The sequence below is a fragment of the Rhabdochromatium marinum genome (genome assembly GCF_016583795.1).
GTDB lineage: Bacteria > Pseudomonadota > Gammaproteobacteria > Chromatiales > Chromatiaceae > Rhabdochromatium > Rhabdochromatium marinum.
The window spans coordinates 1-19,507 of record NZ_NRRS01000070.1; the positions used below are offsets into that span (position 1 = coordinate 1).

A 19,507-nucleotide genomic window follows, 5' to 3' on the forward strand; every position below is an offset into this window, starting at 1 on the left:
GAAAGCCATGCGAAAAAATCGCCGGGGTCCGAAAAAACCGCTGACCAAACGCACTCGATACAAAGATAAGCCGCATGTCTCGACCGCCAAGCTTCTGGCCGCTGGTTAGCCCACCTTAAAAGGGCTGAATCACACGAGAAACCAATGCCGCATGATCTGAAATCGAGTTAGGTTTGCCAGCTAAAGTGAAATCGCCAGCAACTTCGACATACTGGGAGTCAAAAAAAGAGCAATGCTTGGTTCCAATAATATGATCAATTTCGGTGCGAATATTGCCATGACCGAAATAGCTTGCTCTTCCTGTAGGTTCTGCACGATGCCAGTCGTTTTCGAGGATTCGCCGGAAGTGATCACCTCCTTTGGATTTCGGTGATTTTAGTGAAACATTGAGGTCGCCGAGGATGATTGATGGCTGGTCTTTTAGGGCTTGAGCTGTTTCTTCCAGCCAGCTCCATGAAGGCAGTAGCATGGACGCTGTCTTGGTACCATAGTATGCGGGGACACGCACACCAATAAGAGAGAGGTCTAAACTGGGAATGAATGTGCAAAGGAGATTAGCGGGGAATTGTTTGTCAAAAGCAGGCGGGTCCAAAGATAGCCGCTCCAATGGAAACTTCGACACAATAAGAATGCGATTTGATATCTCACCAGTATCTTCGGAAATAAGCTGATAGGGCCAGCCGGCATCTTCGAGCGTGGTTTGGAAGGATGCAAGGTGACTTCCCGGGAAAAACTCTGTAAACACCACGATGTCTGCGTCGAGAGCTATTGCAGCGTCGGCCGCTTCTGAGTGAAACTTCTGTTTGCCTACCCGGTTATTAAGGTTCCAAGTTGCTATTAGCATTGTTCAATCCCGGTAGCCTAAAAGTAAATTAGACAAAATGTTGCTCAGGTTTGCTAGGCAGATTCTGTCTAGTACTGGTAGCACGGATTTTGCCTAGCACCGATCACATGGAATCCATAGCGCCTCACCTCACCTCACTTCATTCTCTGGTCTAGTGAGCAATCAACGCAAGCCATGGAGAGCGTTCGTCCACACCACTTAAGCGTTCGATACCTGCCCAGCGTGCAGGCAGAATATAGACCGAAATATTACCCCGAGTAATCATTCTGTATCACTTCTTTTGCTCTTAGCCCGATCCCGTGACGACCGGGGCTGTGCCACGCTCCGAGATCGTCTGCACGCCCCAGCCTTTTTCATCTCATCAGCTCAATCCGTACACGCGCTCCGTCGCCCTTGGTTTAATTGAGCGCAAGTTGCGTATTCAACTCAACAGTTTGCCGGCATAGTCGGCAATCCCGGGATTACCCTGGACGTTTTTCAGCTTGGGGGTGTTGAGCTTGGTGAGCTTGACGGTTTTGCTGTCGCGCAAATAGGTCGCGACTGTCTCCCAGATGGGTTCGTCCGGGGCTTGGCTGCCGACGGTGGCCCAACCGGCGACGACATAGTGTTTTTCCGGATCAATCGGGGTGCCATCATCGAGTTGCATGGCGCTGATGCGCTGGCCGATTGCGGCGCTGGGGTCGCAGACATAGTCGAGTCCGCCGACGCGCACCATGTCGCCGCCCTGCTGCACATAGGGGTCGGGGTTGAACAGATTGTCGGCGACATCTTCGAGAATGGCCTTGATGGCGGCGCCTGTCATCTCGCGGCGATAGGTCTCGGGGTAGGTGATGCAGGTTTGATCCAGCACGTTTTCCATGGTGATGGTCTGACCGGGCAGGACGGTGGTTCCCCAGCGAAAACCGGGTGACAGGCTGATCTGGGCATCCTTGACCTTGAGCAGCGCATCGCAGATCACTTGATCGAACGTGCCGTTAAAGTTGCCGCGACGATAGAGCAGATCCTCGGCGGTGGCGAGCGGCTCGTTGAGTTTATCGAGGTAGGGTGCGCGGACGCTTTTGATGTACTGGGCCATCTCGGGATCGGCTGGTAGCTGATTGGAAAAGACCGGCAGCAGACGGTAGCGGTAATCGCGCAGGCGGCCTTGTTTGACCTCCAGATCCAGCACGCCGAGGAACTTGCCATTAGAGCCGGCGTTGGTCACCAGGGTTTTGCCACCGGAGTTGCTGACCAAGCTGGGCGCTGGCATGCCATCGTGGGTATGGCCGCCGAAGATGACATCCAGGCCGGTGACGCGCGAGGCCAGCTTCAGGTCCACATCCATACCATTGTGCGACAGCAGCACGACCAGATCCGGCTTTTCGGTAGCGCGCAGCTGATTGATGATCGCCTGCAAGCGTGAGTCCTGGATGCCGAAGGTCCAGTCGGGGATGAAGCGGGACGGGTTGGCGATGGGGGTGTAGGGAAAGGCTTGGCCGATAACAGCGACCTTGCAGCCCCCGACGTCCTTGAGGCTGTAGGGCTTGAAGGCCAGTCCGGCGTCTTCGTCAAAGCCGCCGAAGTCGGTGAACTGATAGTCAAACAACGCTTCTTCGCGCACCTTGACGTTCTGGGCAACAAAGTCGCCCTTGAACTGCCCGATGTTCTTGATGACCTCAGTGTCCTGATAAGTAAACTCCCAGTGCCCGGTCATGACATCCACGCCCAGCCGGTTGCAGGCACCGATCATGTCCTGACCGCGCGTCCAGTAGGCGGTCCCTGAGCCCTGCCAGGTGTCGCCGCCGTCCAGCAACAGGCTGTTACCATCACCGCGCGCGGTGCGCAGGCGATCGATCAGGGTTTTGAGGTGAGCAAAACCGCCGACCGCGCCAAATTGTTCGGCCGCCTGGGCAAAATTCAGATAGCTGAAGGCATGTGCCTCCAGGCTGCCGGGCTTGATGTCGAAGTGCTTTAGCAGCGCCTGGCCAACCAGATGGGGCGCGCGGTTATAGGCGGCGCCGACGCCAATGTTGACGTTCGGCTCACGAAAATAGATCGGGTTGAGCTGGGCATGGGTGTCGGTGATGTGCAACAGGCTCAGATTGCCGAACTTGGGCACCTCGTAGAGATCGCTGGGCTGCTTGGCCTGCGCAAAAACCGAGTGTGGCAGCAGGCCGGCGGCGCTGGCCAGGCTCATCAGGTGCATGAATTCACGGCGGGAAATGGTCATGAATGGATCCTCCTCCAGATATGAGCGGTTGTCAGCGATTGCGAAATCGCAATGGTAGCGTTAAAAACCTAGTATGTCGCTTTGTTTTGGTCGCCGCTCTGGGTCAATTGCTCAATTTTTTGTTGTTGTCATTGATAAATGTCGATTAGCACCCAATTCTTTGCGATCAAAACGTACGCGCTCTTGGCTTCTTCAGTCAAAAACCATCATTGTCAAGCATCCCTAAGGAGGATCAAAATGAAGTTTTCGTCTTCATTACAGCGACGGCTGTGTGGCGTCGGTCTGGTCATCGGACTCGGTGCTGGGCCGGCGCTGGCGCTGGATCTGGATTCGCTGGAGTTATCCGGAGATGCCGCCGCTGGTCAAGCCGTAGCCATGGATCGCTCAACCGGCAACTGCATCGCCTGCCATGTGCTGCCGGGCGGTGAAGCCCCAGGCGCGATTGGCCCGCCGCTGGTGGCGATGCAGACCCGATACGCAGACAAGCAGGCGGTGGCGAAACAAATCTGGGATGCCACGGTTAAAACGCCCACGGCCGCCATGCCGCCCTTTGGCCGGTACGACATTCTCACGCCGCAGCAGTTTGTCGATGTTGTGGAATATGTCTGGGGACTTTAAGGTCAGCGATTAGGAGACGAAGCCATGCGAACCTCAGTGAAAATCATCATCGTCGGTCTGTGTCTGCTGCTCGGTGTGCCGGTTTGGGCCTCCACGCCTGAAGAAGATCAGGCGGCCTGGCGTGCCTACTATGAACAACGGTTCCCCAAGGTTCCGGTCGAGGATTTCATCAACGGTGTCTATGCCATTGATCCCATTGGGCGTGAGAACTGGGAGGCGATTGAGGAATTCCCGCCCTATGAAACCGCCATCTCCAATGGCGAGGAGATGTGGGAGACGCCCTTCGCCAACGGTAAGACCTATAAGGACTGCTTTGCCGATGGGCCGGCGATTGAGGGGCAGTTCCCATACTGGGACAAGGAACGCGGCATGGTCATCACGCTGCCGCTGGCGCTGAATGAGTGCCGCGAGGCCAATGGAGAGCCGCCGCTCAAGTACAAGAAAGGGCCCATTGCCGATCTGCTGGCTTACATCGCCTTCGAGTCGCGTGGCCAGATCATTGACGTAAAAATCCCCCAAGATGATCCCCGCGCGCTGGCGGCTTATGAGCAGGGCAAGGCGTTTTATTTCGCGCGGCGGGGGCAGTTAAATTTTGCCTGCGCCAATTGCCACGTCAGTAGCTCCGGTCTGACGCTACGCACGGAAATTCTCAGCCCGGCGCTAGGACACACCACCCATTTCCCGGTGTATCGCTCCAAATGGGGTGAGATGGGCACCCTGCATCGGCGCTTTGCTGGCTGTAACAAACAGGTGCGCGCCAAGCCCTTTCCAGCGCAGGGCGAGGAGTATCGCAATCTGGAATACTTCATGACCTATATGAACAATGGTTTGGAATTGAACGGGCCGGGGGCGCGCAAATAAGCCGGTGCTAGATCAAAACACACAGATGAGGATGAAGAGGAGTCAGTGATGTTGAAGACAAGAATTCGCCGCGCGCTACTGGCGGCCCTGGTGCTCTTACTGCCAATCAGCACCGCTTGGGCTGCGCATCGCACGGAGGCCGAACAGGCCATCAACGATGCCCAGGCCGTGCATGAGCAGGCACAGGCGGCTGGAGTGGCGACCGATACTGCTGTGGAGATGCTTGACGAAGCACGGGCGCGACTGAGCACGCGCGAGTATTCCCAGGCCGTGCAACTGGCCAACTGGGCCGAGCGCCAGGACCGCTTTGCGCTGGATGTGGCCAAGGGCGCAGTGACACTGGATACCGATCTGGAAACCACAGCTGAGCAAGCCATTGAGGCAGCAACTGCCGCCGCCGATAAGGCCAATTCGGTTGGCGGTGAATGGCGCGATACCCGTAAAATGATCAAGCAAGCGGAAACGCTCGCGCAAGCTGGTGAATTTGAATCAGCGATCAAGCAAGCCAATGCAGCCCGCAAGCAAGGCGAATTTGGCTATGCGCAAGCGATGCGGGAGAAGGGCGCGGACATGCCCGACTATATGCGCCAAGCGGCCAACCAATGAAGCTCTTAACAAGGCTCGAAAGGAGATTTGCCGAGATGAAAACCCCTTCAATCGCGCACCGCAGTGGCACCCTGGTGTTGGGTTTGCTGCTTCCCCTAGCGTTGAGTGCCACTGAAAATCGCATCACCCCCGAGCTGGTGTCGATTCAGGTGATGCACAACGGTCAACCGGTCACCATTGAGCGCGGTCATGATCGCGAGGCTACCCTGCCGGAAGTTTTTCAGAAAACCGATCGCGGCTGTCCGCCGTTTTGCGTGCAGCCCATGGAGGTGGTCCCCGGAGTCGAAACCATCGGCGAACTTGATGTGCTCGATTATCTGAAGCGCATGACCGCCGGGGATAACAGCATTCTGGTGATCGATTCACGCACGCCGGACTGGGTCATGCGGGGCACCATCCCGGGGTCGGTCAACATTCCCTGGAACAAGATCAACAATGAAGGCGAGGGCACCTTCGAGACGCCGACCGAGGCCGATACCCTGGTGCATATTCTGGCCGATGAGTTTGGCGCCACCCAGAACCCGACCACCGGAGCCTGGTCGTTTGCCGATGCCAAAACCCTGGTGTTTTTCTGCAATGGTATCTGGTGCCCGCAGTCGTCAATCAATATCAAGACCCTGCATGCCATTGGCTATCCGGTGCATAAAATAAAATGGTATCGCGGCGGCATGCAGGACTGGGCCAGTGTGGGGCTGACCATCGTCGAGCCCGAATGAGGGCCGAGCGGCTTCAGCCGTTGTGCCCCGCAGCTCCGGGTGAGCCCCTGGGGTATTGCGTGCTTTGATGTCCGTCTATCTGTGTCCCGAATGCGATCTGTTGCAGCAAGCCGCACCAGTCGCTCCGGGCAGCTCAGTGCATTGCGCGCGGTGCGGCTTCAGACTGCACCGCGCGCAAGCCAACAGTCTCGACCGTACCCTGGCCCTGACACTGGCCGGGGTGATTCTGTTCATAATCGCCAACAGCTTTCCCTTCCTGTCTTTTCAAATGCAGGGGCAGGTGACCGAAACCACCCTCAGCACCGGCATTGTGAGTCTGTTCAATCAGGGCAAGGGAGAAGTGGCGCTGGTGGTGTTCTTTACCAGCATCCTGGCCCCGGGGCTGCAACTGGCGCTGCTGCTGATGGTGCTGGTGCCGCTCAAGCTGGGCCGCTTTGCGCCCTGGTTGGCACAACTGATGCGCCTGTTCCGTCATTTGCGGCCCTGGGGCATGATGGATGTCTTCCTGATTGGCATTCTGGTGTCGGTGGTCAAGCTTACCGAGATGGCCACCATTGTCCCTGGGGTGTCCCTATTCGCTTTTGTGGTGCTGATTTTCGTGCTGGCGGCGGCGCAGTCCGCGCTTGATCCCGAAATTGTCTGGCAGCGCGTACCGCTGCGCCCGCCGGTGCGTCTTCATCCGAGGGCCGGTGAGGCGGTGCTGGGCTGTGAAACCTGCGAGCTGGTGGTGCCGGAAGCCGCCTTGCGCGCGGCGGAAGCGGACCGCTCCTGCTGTACCTGCCCGCGCTGTGGCAGTGTGCTGCATCACCGCAAGCCGCTGAGTTTGCAGCGCACCTGGGCGCTGGTGATCGCTGCGCTGGCCTTTTACATTCCGGCGAATGTGTTTCCGATCATGACCGTCACCTCCCTCGGCAATGCGCAATCGGATACCATTCTCTCTGGCGTGATCTTTCTGCTGAATCATGGCATGTGGCCGCTGGCGCTGGTGGTTTTTGTGGCCAGTATTTTCGTGCCCTTGCTGAAGTTGCTGATTCTGTTCTTGCTGCTCATTTCGGTGCGACAGCGCTGGCGCTGGCGTCCGGTGGATCGCACCCGGCTGTATCGCATGACCGAGGCCATCGGGCGCTGGTCTATGGTGGATGTCTATGTGGTGACCATTCTGGTGGCGCTGGTTCATCTGGGCAACCTGGCTTCCATCCAGGCCGAAGCCGGGGCAGTGTTTTTCTGCGCCGTGGTGATCATTACCATGCTGGCGGCCATGAGCTTCGATCCGCGACTGATTTGGGATACAACAGCCAGGCCGGCGGCCCCTGATCCTCCAGCGCCATGAAAGTGCCACGAATCGGACGATAATTCTATGACGGAACCCCAAGCGCGCGTGGCTCAAGGCGCGCAGCCAAGCCCGGAACCGGCGCTCGCCGAAGCGCGGGTGGTCAAGCGCGAGCGCTGGTCGCTGGTGTGGTTGGTCCCCCTGGTGGCGCTGGCCATCGGTGCCTGGCTGGCGGTGCATACCATCAGCCAGCGTGGTCCGACCATCACCATTGAGTTTGAGAGTGCCAGCGGTTTGCAAGCCGGCAAGACCAAGGTGAAATTCAAGGACGTGGAGATTGGCCAGGTGTCCTCCATCGGCTTGTCTGCGGATCTCGAAACCGTGCTGGTGACCGCCGATCTGACGCGCGATGCGGCCTCCTATCTGACCGAAAACACGCGCTTTTGGATTGCCAAACCGCGCGTCACCGCCAGTCAGGTATCGGGACTCGAAACCCTGTTGTCAGGCGCTTATGTAGCGGTGGATCCAGTGACAAAAGGGAAAGCAAAGCGGCATTTTGTCGGACTCAAAAACCCGCCGGTCATTACCACCTCGGAACCCGGGGCGAGCTTCTCGCTGCGTGCGCCCACTCTGGGGTCGTTGAACCTGGGCGCCCCGGTGTATTACCGCCACATTCAGGTCGGGCAGGTGGTGAATTATCAGCTCGATCAGGATGGCCGGGCGGTAACCATCGAAATTTTCATTACCAAACCACACGACCAACTGGTGTTTACCACCACCCGCTTCTGGAATGCCAGCGGTATTGATGTGCGCATGACGGCCAATGGCGTTTCCATTGACAGTGAGTCACTGGTCTCGATGCTGATCGGCGGGATCGCCTTCGATACGCCGGATACGCTCGATGCCAAGGGCCTGCATGCGCGCGAAGGACAGTTTTTCCCGCTCTATGCCAATCGTCAGCAGGCGCATAAGCGGTCTTATTTGAACAAAAAGCGCTTTGTGCTGCTGTTCGATGGCTCGGTGCGCGGGCTGTCGGTGAATGCGCCGGTGTCCCTGCGTGGCATTCAGGTTGGGCAGGTACTGGATATTCAGCTCGAATTCGATCCCGCGCGCATGGATTTTCAGATTCCGGTGCTCATTGAGATCGAACCCGAGCGGGTCAAGCAACTTCAAACCACCGCGCAGTCCGTGGACTTTACGCGCACGGGTGAGGCCTTGATGCACGCATTGGTGGACAATGGCTTGCGGGCGCAGCTGAAGACCGGCAGTCTGCTGACCGGGAAACTCTATATTGAATTTGATCTGCATCCCAAGGCATCCCCCGTGACCATCGGTCAACATGACGGCTATCCTGTTTTGCCTACGCTGCCGACGGAGATCGAGGCGATCACCACCAAGGCCAACCGGATTTTGACCCATGTGGATGCCATTCCCTTCCAACGCATTGGCGATGATCTGGCCGGCAGTCTGGCGGCCGTGCGGGCACTGACCGAGTCGCCCCAGCTCAAGGATAGTTTGAGAGAGGCTAGCGTGCTGATTGAACATCTTGTGCAGCTGAGCGCGCAGCTTGATCAGGCGTTGGGTCCGCAGTTGCTTGGTGTTCTGCGCCAGGCGGAGCGCGCACTCCAGTCGGTCAATGCGCAGGTGGCCCCCGATGCCCCCCTCAGCCAGGAAGCCTTGGGCAGTTTGCGTGAGATTAAAGCGGCGGCGCGCTCGTTTCGCGTCTTGGCGGACTACCTCGAACGCCATCCTGAGGCACTGTTAAAAGGAAAAGGAGCACGACCTTAGATGATGCAAAGACTTCAGTATGGGCCTCGGGCAGCGGCGCTGCTGTTGGTGCTGATGCAGCTGCTGATACAGCTGAGTGGCTGTGCCAGTTCGCCGCCATCGACCTTTTATACCCTGACCGCTGTAACCGCAGACCGGGCTGAAATCGCCAGCCTGCGCGGTGGGCAACTGGCGGTTGGCTTGGGGCCGGTGAGTTTTCCGCGCTTTCTCGATCGCCCGCAGGTGGTGCAGCGCGCGGGCGGCAATCAACTGACACTGGATGAATTTAATCGCTGGGGTGGTAGCCTGGACGATGATTTTCTGCGGGTATTCTCGGAGAATCTCGGCCGTGAGTTGCGCACCAGTCGCATCGTGGTGTTTCCCTCCGAGCTGCGCTTGCCGCTGGACTTTCGAGTGCTGGCCGAGATCATCGCCTTCGAGGCCGGCCCCGCCGATCAGGCCATGCTCAAGGTGCGCTGGGCGGTGCTGAATCCGTCTACCGAAGAGGTGCTCAGGATGCGCGAGGATGTCTATCGTCAGCCACTGCCGGCTGAGGCCAGCATTGCCCAGCAGGTTGTCGCATTGAGCACCGCATTGGCCGAGTTCAGTCAGGATGTTGCCCGGGAATTGCAATCCTTGCCGCGACCACAGCCCTTAAGCGCGTCCACCGACTGAAGTGGCTGTCAGTCAGGACGCGCTCTTGTCATCCTCGACAGCGGCATACTCACGAAAGCGTCTGAAACGGCTTAAATCGGCCCGCAGATCCTGGGCCAGGGCATAGTCGAAATCATAGGGATGAATGCCGATGCGCAGCACCTTGGCGCGCTGTGCGCGCCAGCGGTTAAAGGCGTTCCACAGGCGCAAGGGTGGCACTCGCGCCGCGCTGTCCGCTTCGTAGCCGAGCATGGGCGTGGAGATGAATTGGCCCGTCTTGGCGACATAGATGCCACCAAAGACCTCGTATTGCGCAAAAGGCGCGGCGGCACGCAGATGCGTGCGCGTGATAGCGCCCATGGCCCAGGCCGGTGGGACGTAGAGCGTCGGCGCCGCAAATCCCTGAGCAACGAACCAATGGCGGCTGCGGTGCAACAGTTCCAGGATGCCTTCTGTGTCCAGCGCCAGATGCTCGGCCACCCGACGCGACAGCAGCCGTGCGTGCAGCCGGTGATAGAGTCCGCCCAGACGGTCGCAATGATGCAACCAGCCGTGCGCAGCCAGCCGATAGCCTCGCTGCACCAGGGCATGCAGCCGCTCAATGTCGGCCGCTGACCAGTCGCGACCTGGAACTACCAGCAGGGTGACCGGCTCGACCTGCAAGGCAGCGAGTTCCGCCAGTACCCGCTCGACGACGTTCAGCGTCTCGGGCATCACATCATGCACGGATACCAGACTCAGCGGTTCAGGCGCCGGCGGTGTTGTTTGGGCGTCAGGGGTTGGCATGAATACCGGTCAGACGGCCGTCGCGCAGAATCTCCAGCCAGTGCTGCAAGGTGCGCGCGTTAATGTCGATGGCTGCCGCGCGAGCGATGGCGGCGGTGTGGTCGCGTTCCTGTGGGGTCAGGTGGGCTATGCGGCGCAACACGTCGGCCAGCGTTTCCTGGGCTTGGATCTGAAACAGACCGCGATTGAGTTGTTCCCAGCTCAGAATGCCGCATTGAGCCGACACCACCACCAGTCGTGCGCGGGCCATGGCCTCCAGAGCAATGGTGCCAAAGGACTCAACCGTGGAGGGCAGCACCAGGGCATCGACGCTGTCGATCAGTGGCCGCATGTTGCGACGGTGCACCCAGCCAAGCATTTCGAGGTTCGTCAGACGTTCAGCTTGCGCTTGCAGCCAGGGGCGCATCGGCCCCTCGCCGGCGATCAAAAAACGTACCTGGGGCAGGGCAGCGGCGGCCTGAACCACCGCTTCGAGATTTTTCTCCGGGGCCAGGCGTCCGGCAAAGAGTACTCGCTCCAGAGCACCATGCAGGGGCTTGGGAGCGTGCTCAATGAGGTGTCGGGGAATTGTAGTGCCCATGAGTCCAATATGGCGGGCACCGATGCCATGGGCAATATCAACCATCTCCTGAGAGTTGGCGAGTACCAACTGGCTGTCGCGGAACAGCTTGCGGTTGCACAGATTCAGATACCACTGCGCAAAGGGCGCGCGCGCCGACCAGTCCTGATTCATGGCGGCGAGCCGTTCAAAGTGGGTGTGAAACCCAACGATGATGCGCGCACCGTGGCGTTTGGCAAACAGCAGACCGAGCATGGCATAAGGCCCGGGCGTGGGGATGACTACGGCATCGGGTTTGATGCGCTGCAAACGGCGCCGGATCAGCCCGGGCGAAGGCAGCATAAACCTTTGGGTGCGATCCCCCGGCAGGGGCACCGCCAGTCCGCCATACCAGTGGCCATTACGATAGCGCGGAGACACTACCTGTACCTGCACCCCAACCGTGCGCAGATGTTCAGCCAGATCGCGATAGTAGGCACCGACACCATTGCGCTCGGGCGCCGCATCGGACAGGATGGCTACGCGTAGCGGTCTGTCCAGAGGTGTTGCGGGCTGTTGTGGTGTCTTTAGCATCCAACATTGTCCACGGCTGTGTCCGAAATGTCCGCATCGCCCGAAGTCTCCGGTGGCCGCAGCAGGCTGGCCAGCCGGGGGTCAGCATAGATGGCGGCAAAGGCCTCGGCGAGCGCTGCCGCCTCCAGGCCAAAGTCGTTCAGGGCGTAGCGATGCCCGCTGCGATAGCGGCGGCTGGCCTCGGCTTCCTGGGTCAGGATGGCGTGAAAGGCAGTGGAAACTGGCAGCCCAAGCTGCTGATAGGCGCCGAGCAGTGCGCCGCTTAAGTCTTCGCGCAGGGCCTGGATACTGAGCCAGGCACAACGCTCGGGCGGCATTGAGGCGAACTGGGCTGCCAAGTTTAGGTAGTAGAACTTGAGTTGTTCAATAAAGCGATCCCGCACCCAGGGGCTGCGCGCTGGCGTGCCAAAAAAGGCCAATCCCGAGGCGATGGAACTGAGTTGCGAGGGCAGGGTGCGTTCCGGTTCGCGCAGACAAATCAGGAAACGCGCCTCCGGAAAGTGACGCTTCAGACTACCGGCCAGAGGCGCGAAGGCGGCATTTTTCGACAGCAGACGCTTATCCGGCCCGTGAACATAGAGGTGTTTTTGCAGGCAAGCGCGGTAAAACGCCAGGATGGCCTCCTGTTCCGCCACCGACAGGCGTCGGTCGAATTGCCCGATGTCCCACAGGCGCTGCACGAAAGGGAAGGGCAGTACCAGAATAAAGCAGGACAGAATCGGCAGCAGCGCGAAATAATCTTCTTCCGGCGCATCAAGCGTCATCGGGTGCACATCGTCCATGGCGGAAAAGCCATGTTTTTCCACCCAGCGCAGCAATCGCGCCAACCAGCCGCCAAGGCGCTGATCAAGACTCGCGAGCCCGAGCCAGAACTTGCGCGCACTGACCGAGAGTGCAAACAGGCTCTCCCAGGTGCTGAAGGTGGTGAACTGTGCATCCTGTGCCAACACCCGGTGCAGATTGGTGGTGCCACTGCGCGGCACCCCCAGCACGAATAACGGCTCGCGAATGGCGACGCGCCTATAGCCGCGAAAGAAAATTTCATCAAGCAGAAAACCCGCCCAGTGAATCCCCAGCACCAGTGCCAGAAAGGGCAGAAACGCGAGCATCACCAAGCGCCGCTGCCATACCCGTCTCCAGCTTTGCCCCCAAGTGCGACTGCCTGAGGCGTCGTCCAGCACGCCATCCAGTGCCGGATGGCGAGCGAAGCTCTGCCCAATCAGACTGACAAAGCGCTGTAACGTAAGAAGAAAGAGTTTGAGCATCAAACGGCAAAAAGGCGTGAGGGTTATGCTGGTGCCAGGGGCCGGGGCGGGCGGAGCAACAAGCAAACACCTATGTTAACCCAGTCTGACTGGAATCCGAAATGCGCACGCTGACTCAGAGCGCGATGGCTCAGTCAGAGGACGAAGGCTCGGAGGGCACAGCGGCAGGGCGGTCTGGCGCTCTGGGAGGCTGATCCTGGGATTCAGCGGCGGCTGGTGGCAGGCCTTGATCAACCTCGGGGCGCGGGGCCGCAGCTTGTTGAGCGGGCACCTCATTGGTGGACGATGGCTGCTCGTCTGCCACCGATTTGGGCGCGGCTGGCTCGGGCCGAGTGTCCTTGGGTTCGGCTGGTGGCTCAGTGGCTGCCGGCGCTGGTGTTTCCTCTGCTGCTGTGGTGGTGGCTTGAGGTTCAGGCCGGTCGGCTTGAGGATGATCCCCTGGTTGCGCTGGTTGCGCTGGTTGCGCTGGTTGCGGGGCGGCTGCCTCAGCTGCGGAGTCGGGGGACTCGTTCGCCTGGGCTTCGCCCTCGGTGCCGGTCGCAGCGGTCGGTTTGCGTCGGTTGCGGCCGCCGCGACGACGACGGCTGGAGCGCGATCTTGGGGCTTCGCCATCGCCGGGATTGCTGGTCTCTTCGGTGTCTGGCGTGTTGTCGTCGGCGGTACTTTGGTTGTCATCGTTGGCGCTGCGCTCTGCACCTGTGTCCCCACGACGGCTGTCGGGCTTGCTGGTGTCGGTTTTGGCCGCCTGGCTGGATTCTGCCGTGGAGCGTCGGGAGCTGGCACGCGGCTCGGTGGAGCTGGCGTCGCTGGCGGAGTTCTCCGCAGTGGCTGCACTGGCGTCGGTCTGAGGGGTAGAGGGCTTTCTGCCGCGTCCGCGCCCTCCGCGGCGGTTGGAGCGCGAGCGTTCGGAGCGCTGTGGTTGTTCCTCGCCGTTATCGCGACTCTCGGTGCTGGACTTGGGGCCGGGTTTGCTGCTGGATTGAGTGCCAGACTGGGCGTCGGATTGTGCGTCAGGCTGGCTGCTGGATTGGGGATTGGCCTGGCCTGGGGGTTCGGCAGCGGTCAGCTTGGCTTCGGTGCTGCTGCGGCGTGGGTTGGATTCGTTGCGGCGGCTGTGGCTCGGATTGCGGTTCGGGCGGCGTTGATTGCTGTCGCGAGGCGCAGAGCGGCCTGGGGTTGCGCTGTCATCGCTGGCCAGCGCCGGTTCTTCGCGTAGCGATTCGCTGTTGCGGCTGTCGCTAACCGCTTTGTCATCCTGATTTTGCGCCGAGAAGAAGGTGACCCACAGGCGTTTGAGCAGGTTTTCGTTGCGATCCTGGCTGCTGCGCGCGGCAGCGCGGGATGTTGTGCTGCCCCCGTGGGGTGTTTCGCTGCGATGCGGGGCTGGCATCGAGGGCGCGAGCTGCTTGACCGCCGGCTCATCGGCCGGGCGGGTGCTGGCGACCTGGGAGACGATTTCCTCGGGAGTGACCTCTGCGGTCAGTTCATAGCTGACATCGGCGTCGCTGCCGGATTTGGTCATATCCTGACCGCGAATGCGCTCAATGCGATATTCCGGGGTCTCAATGGCCTTGTTGGGTACCAGCAGCACCTCGACCTGATGGCGATCCTCAATGGCGATGACCGCACGGCGCTTTTCATTCAATAGATAGGTGGCGACGGACACCGGAAGGTGCGCAAGAATGCGCGCCGTGCTGTCCTTCATCGCTTCTTCCTCGACGATACGCAGCACCGAGAGGGCCAGGGATTCGACGCCGCGAATGGTGCCCTGGCCGCGACAGCGCGGGCAGACGATCTGGCTGGATTCGCCCAGTGATGGGCGCAGGCGCTGCCGCGACATCTCCAGCAGCCCGAAGCGCGAGATGCGTGAGATTTGCACCCGGGCGCGGTCCTGTTTGAGCGCTTCGCGCAGGCGGTTTTCGACCTCGCGCTGGTTGCGCGCTGGCGTCATGTCGATGAAGTCGATGACAAACAGGCCGCCGAGGTCGCGCAGACGCAGTTGGCGGGCGATCTCATCGGCTGCTTCGAGGTTGGTGTTAAGTGCAGTCTCCTCAATGTCGGCGCCCTTGGTGGCGCGCGCTGAGTTGATGTCGATGGCGGTCAGTGCCTCGCCATGGTCAATGACCAGGGAGCCGCCGGCGGGCAGACGTACCTCGCGTTGGAAGGCCGATTCGATCTGGCTTTCAATCTGATAGCGGGTGAATAGCGGCACCTCGTCCTGATAGAGCCGCAGTTTTTTCAGGTTGTGCGGCATCACCGAGCGCACGAAGGCCTGAGCCTTTTCGTACATCTTCGGGTCATCGACTACAATCTCGCCGATGTCGGCACGCAGATGGTCGCGAATGGAGCGGATGATGACATCGCTTTCCTGATAGATCAGGAAGGGCGCCTTGCGCTCCTCGCTGGATGCCTTGATCGCGTCCCAAAGCTGCTTGAGATAATCAAGATCCCATTGCAGCTCTTCGATATTTTTGCCCACCCCGGCGGTGCGCACGATCAGCCCGGTGTCCTCGGGAATGTCAAGCTGGCTCAGGGCCTCGCGCAGTTCGGTGCGATCCGCGCCCTCAATACGGCGCGACACGCCACCGGCGCGCGGATTGTTGGGCATCAGCACCAGATAGCGACCGGCCAGCGAGATGAAGGTGGTGAGCGCGGCGCCCTTGTTGCCGCGTTCTTCCTTGTCGATCTGCACCACCACTTCCTGGCCCTCGCGGACCAGTTCGCGGATGTTGTGTTTGCTGCCGGGCTTGCTGGCGTCGCCTTCAAAGTAGCTGCGGGCGATTTCCTTCAGCGGCAGAAAACCGTGGCGATCGCTGCCGTAGTCAACAAAAGCGGCCTCCAGGCTGGGCTCAACGCGGGTAATGATCCCTTTGTAAATATTGGCTTTTTTCTGTTCGCGACCGGGTGATTCGATATCAAGGTTGAACAGCTGTTGGCCATCGACGATGGCAACACGCAACTCTTCGGGTTGCGTGGCGTTGATGAGCATTCTTTTCATTGTGGGTGAAATCTCTTAGCCAGCGCGCGTCCTGAGTGACGGCGGCGCGACGGCTGCTGGCCTCGCGCACGCTGAAGTCGTTCATTGTGATGTGCATCGGAACTGTTGCGCGCAGTCGTTTGTTATCAAGAGTGCGGCCGGCTCTGCCAGAGCCGGTGCACCGATTTGGGTCGCGCGACCCGCCGGGGTCGTGCCGGAATGTTCTGCTGTCGCCTGTGCCGGTGAGCCGGGCGGCGCAGCGCGCGCCTGTCAGTGGGTTGCAGCGGTTGCGAGCGGCTGAATGCTGCATAATAGTCCCACCTGCCCGCTCCAATTCCGAGGGTATCTGTCGGGTAAATGGCGCTCGCGACACTGTGGTGGCGCGAACTTCAGTAAGATCAACAGACAGCCCGAACTTGGCTGGCGACCCGTCAAGATAGCAGCGAAACACCCATTGAGCAAACCAAAACCTTTGAACCGTCCTTCATGGAATCAGGCGCCGCCAGCGCCGGCCCGAGCAGCGGATGCCGCTGAGACGGGCACAGCCACCGGCGGCGTTCAGTATCTTCAGATTAGCGCTGAGCACCAGGGACAGCGGATTGATAATTTTCTGCTGACTCATCTGAAGGGTGTGCCGCGCAGCTTGATTTACCGGATTCTGCGTACCGGAGAAGTGCGGCTGAATCGCGGCCGTGTCAAGCCAACCACCCGGCTAACGGCGGGCGATTCCTTGCGTCTGCCGCCTTTGCGGCAGGCGCCGGTGGCCGCAGCGGCCAAGCCGTCGTCAGGATTGCAGGCGCATCTGGGGGCGGCAATCCTCTATGAGGACGATGGCCTGTTGGTGATCGACAAACCGGCCGGGCTGGCGGTGCATGGTGGCAGTGGGCTGAGCCTGGGGCTGATTGAAGCCTTGCGGGCGATGCGCCCGCAGCAGTCACTTGAACTGGTGCACCGGCTGGATCGCGAGACCTCGGGCTGCTTGTTGATCAGTAAGAAGCCGGCCATTTTGCGCTGGTTGCATCAGCAGTTGCGTGACGGGCAGGTGCGCAAGGGCTATTCGGCCCTGCTGGTGGCTGAATTGCCGCGTGCGCGCATGGAGGTGCAGGCGCCGTTGCGCAAAAACCAGCTGCGCAGTGGTGAGCGCATCGTGCGGGTCGATCCGCAGCAGGGCAAGCCGGCACGCACCTGGTTTCGGGTGCGCGAGACGCTGGCCGGCTGCACGCTCGCGGAGGTGCGGCTCGATACCGGGCGTACGCATCAGATTCGCGTGCATGCCGCGCATCTTGGCGCGCCGGTAGCGGGTGATGAGAAATACGGCCTGGCGGCGCGCAATGACTGGCTGAGCAGCCTGGGGCTGAATCGCTTATTCTTGCACGCCGCTGAACTTGGCTTTCGCCCGCATCCCGAGGCTGAGCCGGTGCGGATTCAGGCGCAGCGGCCGCCGGTGCTGGAGCAACTGCTGGCACGGCTGCGCGAGTGCACTTAACACAGCAATCAGGAGATTCAAGCCAGGCAGATGAAACCCGCGCTGATAATTTTTGACTGGGACGGCACCCTGATGGACTCAGCCGCCCGTATTGTCAACTGCATGACAGCCGCCTTTGTGGAGCTGGAATTGACACCGCCGCCAGCGGCGAGCATCCGCATGCAGATTGGCCTCGGGCTTGAGGAGGCCATGACCGCGCTCGACCCGGCGCTGGGAGCTGAGGTTAAAACCCAACTGATGGACGCCTATCGGCGGCGCTTTTTGGGGGCTGATCCCACACCAACGCCGCTGTTTGAGCAGGCGTTTGAGGTGGTGCGCGATCTGCACGCCCAAGGGTGGCTGCTGGCGGTGGCGACTGGCAAGAGTCGGCGCGGGCTGGATCGGGCGCTGGAGGAATCCGGTTTGGGCCCCTATTTTCATGCCACCCGCTGTGCCGATGAGACCTTTTCCAAACCTCATCCGCAGATGCTCCTGGAGGTGCTCGATGAACTAGGCACCCGCGCGGAGGCGGCGCTGATGATCGGTGATACCGAATTTGATCTGCGCATGGCGCAGAATGCCGGTATGGCCGCACTGGGCGTCAGCTATGGGGTGCATGATCGCGAGCGGCTGCTGGCCTGCGCTCCTCTGGACCTGATTCACGCCATCGGCGAACTGCCGGGCTGGTTGGCCGCGCGCGGTTGGCAGTCCAGTCCTACCCTCACACCGGAGATGCTCTAAATGATGCGCTGGCCTTTTCGTCAACTGCCGTCGAGTCGGTTACCCGATCCCCAGGATCCCAACTGGGAGCGGGCGCTGATTAATAGCGTGACGGTTGAGTTTCTGCGCGATCAGCGGCGCGCTCGGCGCTGGGGGCTGTTTTTCAAGCTTGCCGCGCTGGTTTATGTGGTGATTCTGTTGCTGGCCGTCTATGCCGATACGCTGAGTCAATCCGTTGGTGTAAGCGATGAGCACAGTGCGCTCATTGAGGTCAAGGGCATGATCGCTGCTGACACCGATGCCAGCGCGGACAAGCTCATCACAGCGCTGCGCAAGGCGTTCAAGACCGAGCAGGCCAAGGGCATTATTCTGCGCATCAACAGCCCTGGTGGCAGTCCGGTGCAGTCCGGGTATGTGAATGACGAAATTCAGCGACTGAAGAAGAAATATCCTGACAAGCCGGTCTATGCGGTGGCGATGGATGTCTGTGCGTCGGGAGCGTACTACATTGCCGTAGCGGCGGATCAAATATATGTCAATCCGGCCAGCCTGATCGGTTCCATCGGCGTGCGCATGGACGGGTTTGGCTTTACCCGCGCGATGGAAGAACTCGGGATTGAGCGCCGCCTGCTGGTCGCTGGCGATCACAAGGGGATTCTCGATCCCTTCTCGCCGCTGGAGCCCTTCGATGAGGCCTTTGTGCAGCGCCTGCTCGATGGACTGCATCAGCAGTTTATTGCGGCGGTTAAGGAAGGGCGCGGGGAGCGGCTCACCGGTGGTGATGAGCTGTTTAGCGGACTGTTCTGGACCGGAGCCGAGAGTGTCGAGCTGGGACTGGCCGATGGCTTGGGCAGCAGCAGCTCGGTGGCACGGGATCTGATTGGTGCCGAGGACATCGTTACCTACAGTCGCAAGCGCGATCTGCTGGAGCGCTTGGCCGAGCGGCTGGGGGCGACCATGGCATCGACCTGGGCGCAGCTGATGGGGGCAGATGGTCTGGTGTCGCTGCGTTGAGACCGGAGCTAGACTCTAGTCTTATAAAAAATGCGCGATAGTGTATTATTGTCTCATGGAAAGCACCATGAGTACAGGCAAGGCGGCGAAGCAGCTGGGTGTTTCGGTCAAGACATTGCAGCGTTGGGAGCGCGAGGGGCGTCTCATTCCCGTGGCGCGTACCGACAGCAATCGTCGTCTTTACACCGAGGCCCAGTGGCGAGCGTTCATCGGATGGCGACAGACGCCCGAGTGTCCAGCGCGAATAGAGGCCTATTGCCGAGTCTCATCGGCCGCACAGAGGCCAGACCTGGCTAACCAGCGCCGGGTGCTGGAAGCGTTTGTTGTGGCGAGAGGTTTAGCGAACGTCGAATTCGTCGAAGACGTGGGAAGCGGCTTGAACTTCAAGCGCCAGCGTTTTTTGGCACTGATGGATGAGATCGGGCAGCGGAGCATCAACACCCTGATCCTCGCCCACAAAGACCGGCTGACGCGCGTTGGGTTCGAGTGGTTCGAGCATTACGCCAAGACACACGGCTGCGAAATCCTGGTACTGAATCAAGAAAGGCTTTCGTCCGAACAGGAGCTGGTGCAGGACTTGATGACCATCGTGGATGGTTTTTC

17 protein-coding genes are annotated in these 19,507 nt (G+C 60.1%); 11 read left to right on the top strand and 6 right to left on the bottom strand.

All coding sequences use genetic code 11. The annotated features are described in order from the left end of the window. Positions 1 to 115: 115 nt before the first annotated feature. Positions 116 to 844 (bottom strand): endonuclease/exonuclease/phosphatase family protein, encoded by a 729-nt coding sequence (locus CKO36_RS15290; RefSeq protein WP_200285311.1) that lies wholly within the window; start codon positions 842 to 844, stop codon positions 116 to 118. 421 nt (positions 845 to 1,265) lie between these two features. Then, positions 1,266 to 3,053, bottom strand: a complete 1,788-nt coding sequence (gene soxB / locus CKO36_RS15295; RefSeq protein WP_200285313.1) for a thiosulfohydrolase SoxB — start codon at positions 3,051 to 3,053, stop codon at positions 1,266 to 1,268. 237 nt (positions 3,054 to 3,290) lie between these two features. Between soxB and soxX the strand changes: the two genes are divergently transcribed. From soxX to CKO36_RS15330, 7 genes are all read left to right on the top strand, one after another. Further along, positions 3,291 to 3,671 (top strand): sulfur oxidation c-type cytochrome SoxX, encoded by a 381-nt coding sequence (soxX, locus tag CKO36_RS15300; RefSeq protein ID WP_200285314.1) that lies wholly within the window; start codon positions 3,291 to 3,293, stop codon positions 3,669 to 3,671. Between the two features lie 24 nt (positions 3,672 to 3,695). Continuing rightward, positions 3,696 to 4,532: a sulfur oxidation c-type cytochrome SoxA gene (gene soxA / locus CKO36_RS15305; protein WP_200285316.1), complete on the top strand. Its 837-nt coding sequence runs from the start codon at positions 3,696 to 3,698 to the stop codon at positions 4,530 to 4,532. Positions 4,533 to 4,580: 48 nt separating this feature from the next. Then, positions 4,581 to 5,138, top strand: a complete 558-nt coding sequence (locus CKO36_RS15310) for a hypothetical protein (protein WP_207161488.1) — start codon at positions 4,581 to 4,583, stop codon at positions 5,136 to 5,138. A 35-nt stretch (positions 5,139 to 5,173) separates the two neighbouring features. Then, positions 5,174 to 5,854, top strand: a complete 681-nt coding sequence (locus tag CKO36_RS15315) for a rhodanese-like domain-containing protein (protein WP_200285320.1) — start codon at positions 5,174 to 5,176, stop codon at positions 5,852 to 5,854. 67 nt (positions 5,855 to 5,921) lie between these two features. Further along, a complete protein-coding gene (locus tag CKO36_RS15320) occupies positions 5,922 to 7,184 on the top strand; it encodes a paraquat-inducible protein A (protein WP_200285322.1) in 1,263 nt (420 codons plus the stop codon). A gap of 27 nt (positions 7,185 to 7,211) precedes the next feature. Then, positions 7,212 to 8,912: a PqiB family protein gene (locus tag CKO36_RS15325; RefSeq protein ID WP_200285324.1), complete on the top strand. Its 1,701-nt coding sequence runs from the start codon at positions 7,212 to 7,214 to the stop codon at positions 8,910 to 8,912. Continuing rightward, positions 8,913 to 9,566 carry a PqiC family protein gene (locus tag CKO36_RS15330; protein ID WP_242469653.1) on the top strand — a complete coding sequence of 218 codons (654 nt, stop codon included), beginning with the start codon at positions 8,913 to 8,915 and terminating at the stop codon, positions 9,564 to 9,566. Positions 9,567 to 9,578: 12 nt separating this feature from the next. Here the strand turns inward: CKO36_RS15330 and CKO36_RS15335 are convergent, their stop codons facing one another. The 4 genes from CKO36_RS15335 to rne all read right to left on the bottom strand — a co-directional run bounded on the left by CKO36_RS15335 (position 9,579) and on the right by rne (position 15,726). Continuing rightward, positions 9,579 to 10,331 (bottom strand): polysaccharide deacetylase family protein, encoded by a 753-nt coding sequence (locus CKO36_RS15335; protein WP_200285326.1) that lies wholly within the window; start codon positions 10,329 to 10,331, stop codon positions 9,579 to 9,581. Next, complete coding sequence (locus CKO36_RS15340; protein WP_200285328.1) at positions 10,318 to 11,463, bottom strand: glycosyltransferase; 1,146 nt, start codon at positions 11,461 to 11,463, stop codon at positions 10,318 to 10,320. Before CKO36_RS15340 ends, CKO36_RS15335 begins: the two co-directional genes overlap by 14 nt. Continuing rightward, a complete protein-coding gene (locus CKO36_RS15345; RefSeq protein WP_200285330.1) occupies positions 11,457 to 12,728 on the bottom strand; it encodes a sulfotransferase in 1,272 nt (423 codons plus the stop codon). Before CKO36_RS15345 ends, CKO36_RS15340 begins: the two co-directional genes overlap by 7 nt. 130 nt (positions 12,729 to 12,858) lie before the next feature. Then, positions 12,859 to 15,726 (bottom strand): ribonuclease E, encoded by a 2,868-nt coding sequence (gene rne, locus CKO36_RS15350; protein ID WP_200285332.1) that lies wholly within the window; start codon positions 15,724 to 15,726, stop codon positions 12,859 to 12,861. Between the two features lie 451 nt (positions 15,727 to 16,177). Here rne and CKO36_RS15355 point away from each other — a divergent pair, with 451 nt between their 5' ends. From CKO36_RS15355 to CKO36_RS15370, 4 genes are all read left to right on the top strand, one after another. Continuing rightward, positions 16,178 to 17,191, top strand: coding sequence for an RluA family pseudouridine synthase (locus CKO36_RS15355; RefSeq protein ID WP_242469654.1), 1,014 nt, complete (start codon positions 16,178 to 16,180; stop codon positions 17,189 to 17,191). Between the two features lie 30 nt (positions 17,192 to 17,221). Then, positions 17,222 to 17,911, top strand: a complete 690-nt coding sequence (locus CKO36_RS15360; RefSeq protein WP_200285336.1) for an HAD-IA family hydrolase — start codon at positions 17,222 to 17,224, stop codon at positions 17,909 to 17,911. 3 nt (positions 17,912 to 17,914) lie between these two features. Beyond that, entirely contained in the window at positions 17,915 to 18,904 is a 990-nt protein-coding gene (locus CKO36_RS15365; protein ID WP_420826342.1) for a S49 family peptidase, read from the top strand. Between the two features lie 67 nt (positions 18,905 to 18,971). Then, positions 18,972 to 19,507, top strand: a 536-nt coding sequence (locus tag CKO36_RS15370; protein WP_200285340.1) for an IS607 family transposase, incomplete at its 3' end; no start/stop codon positions are given.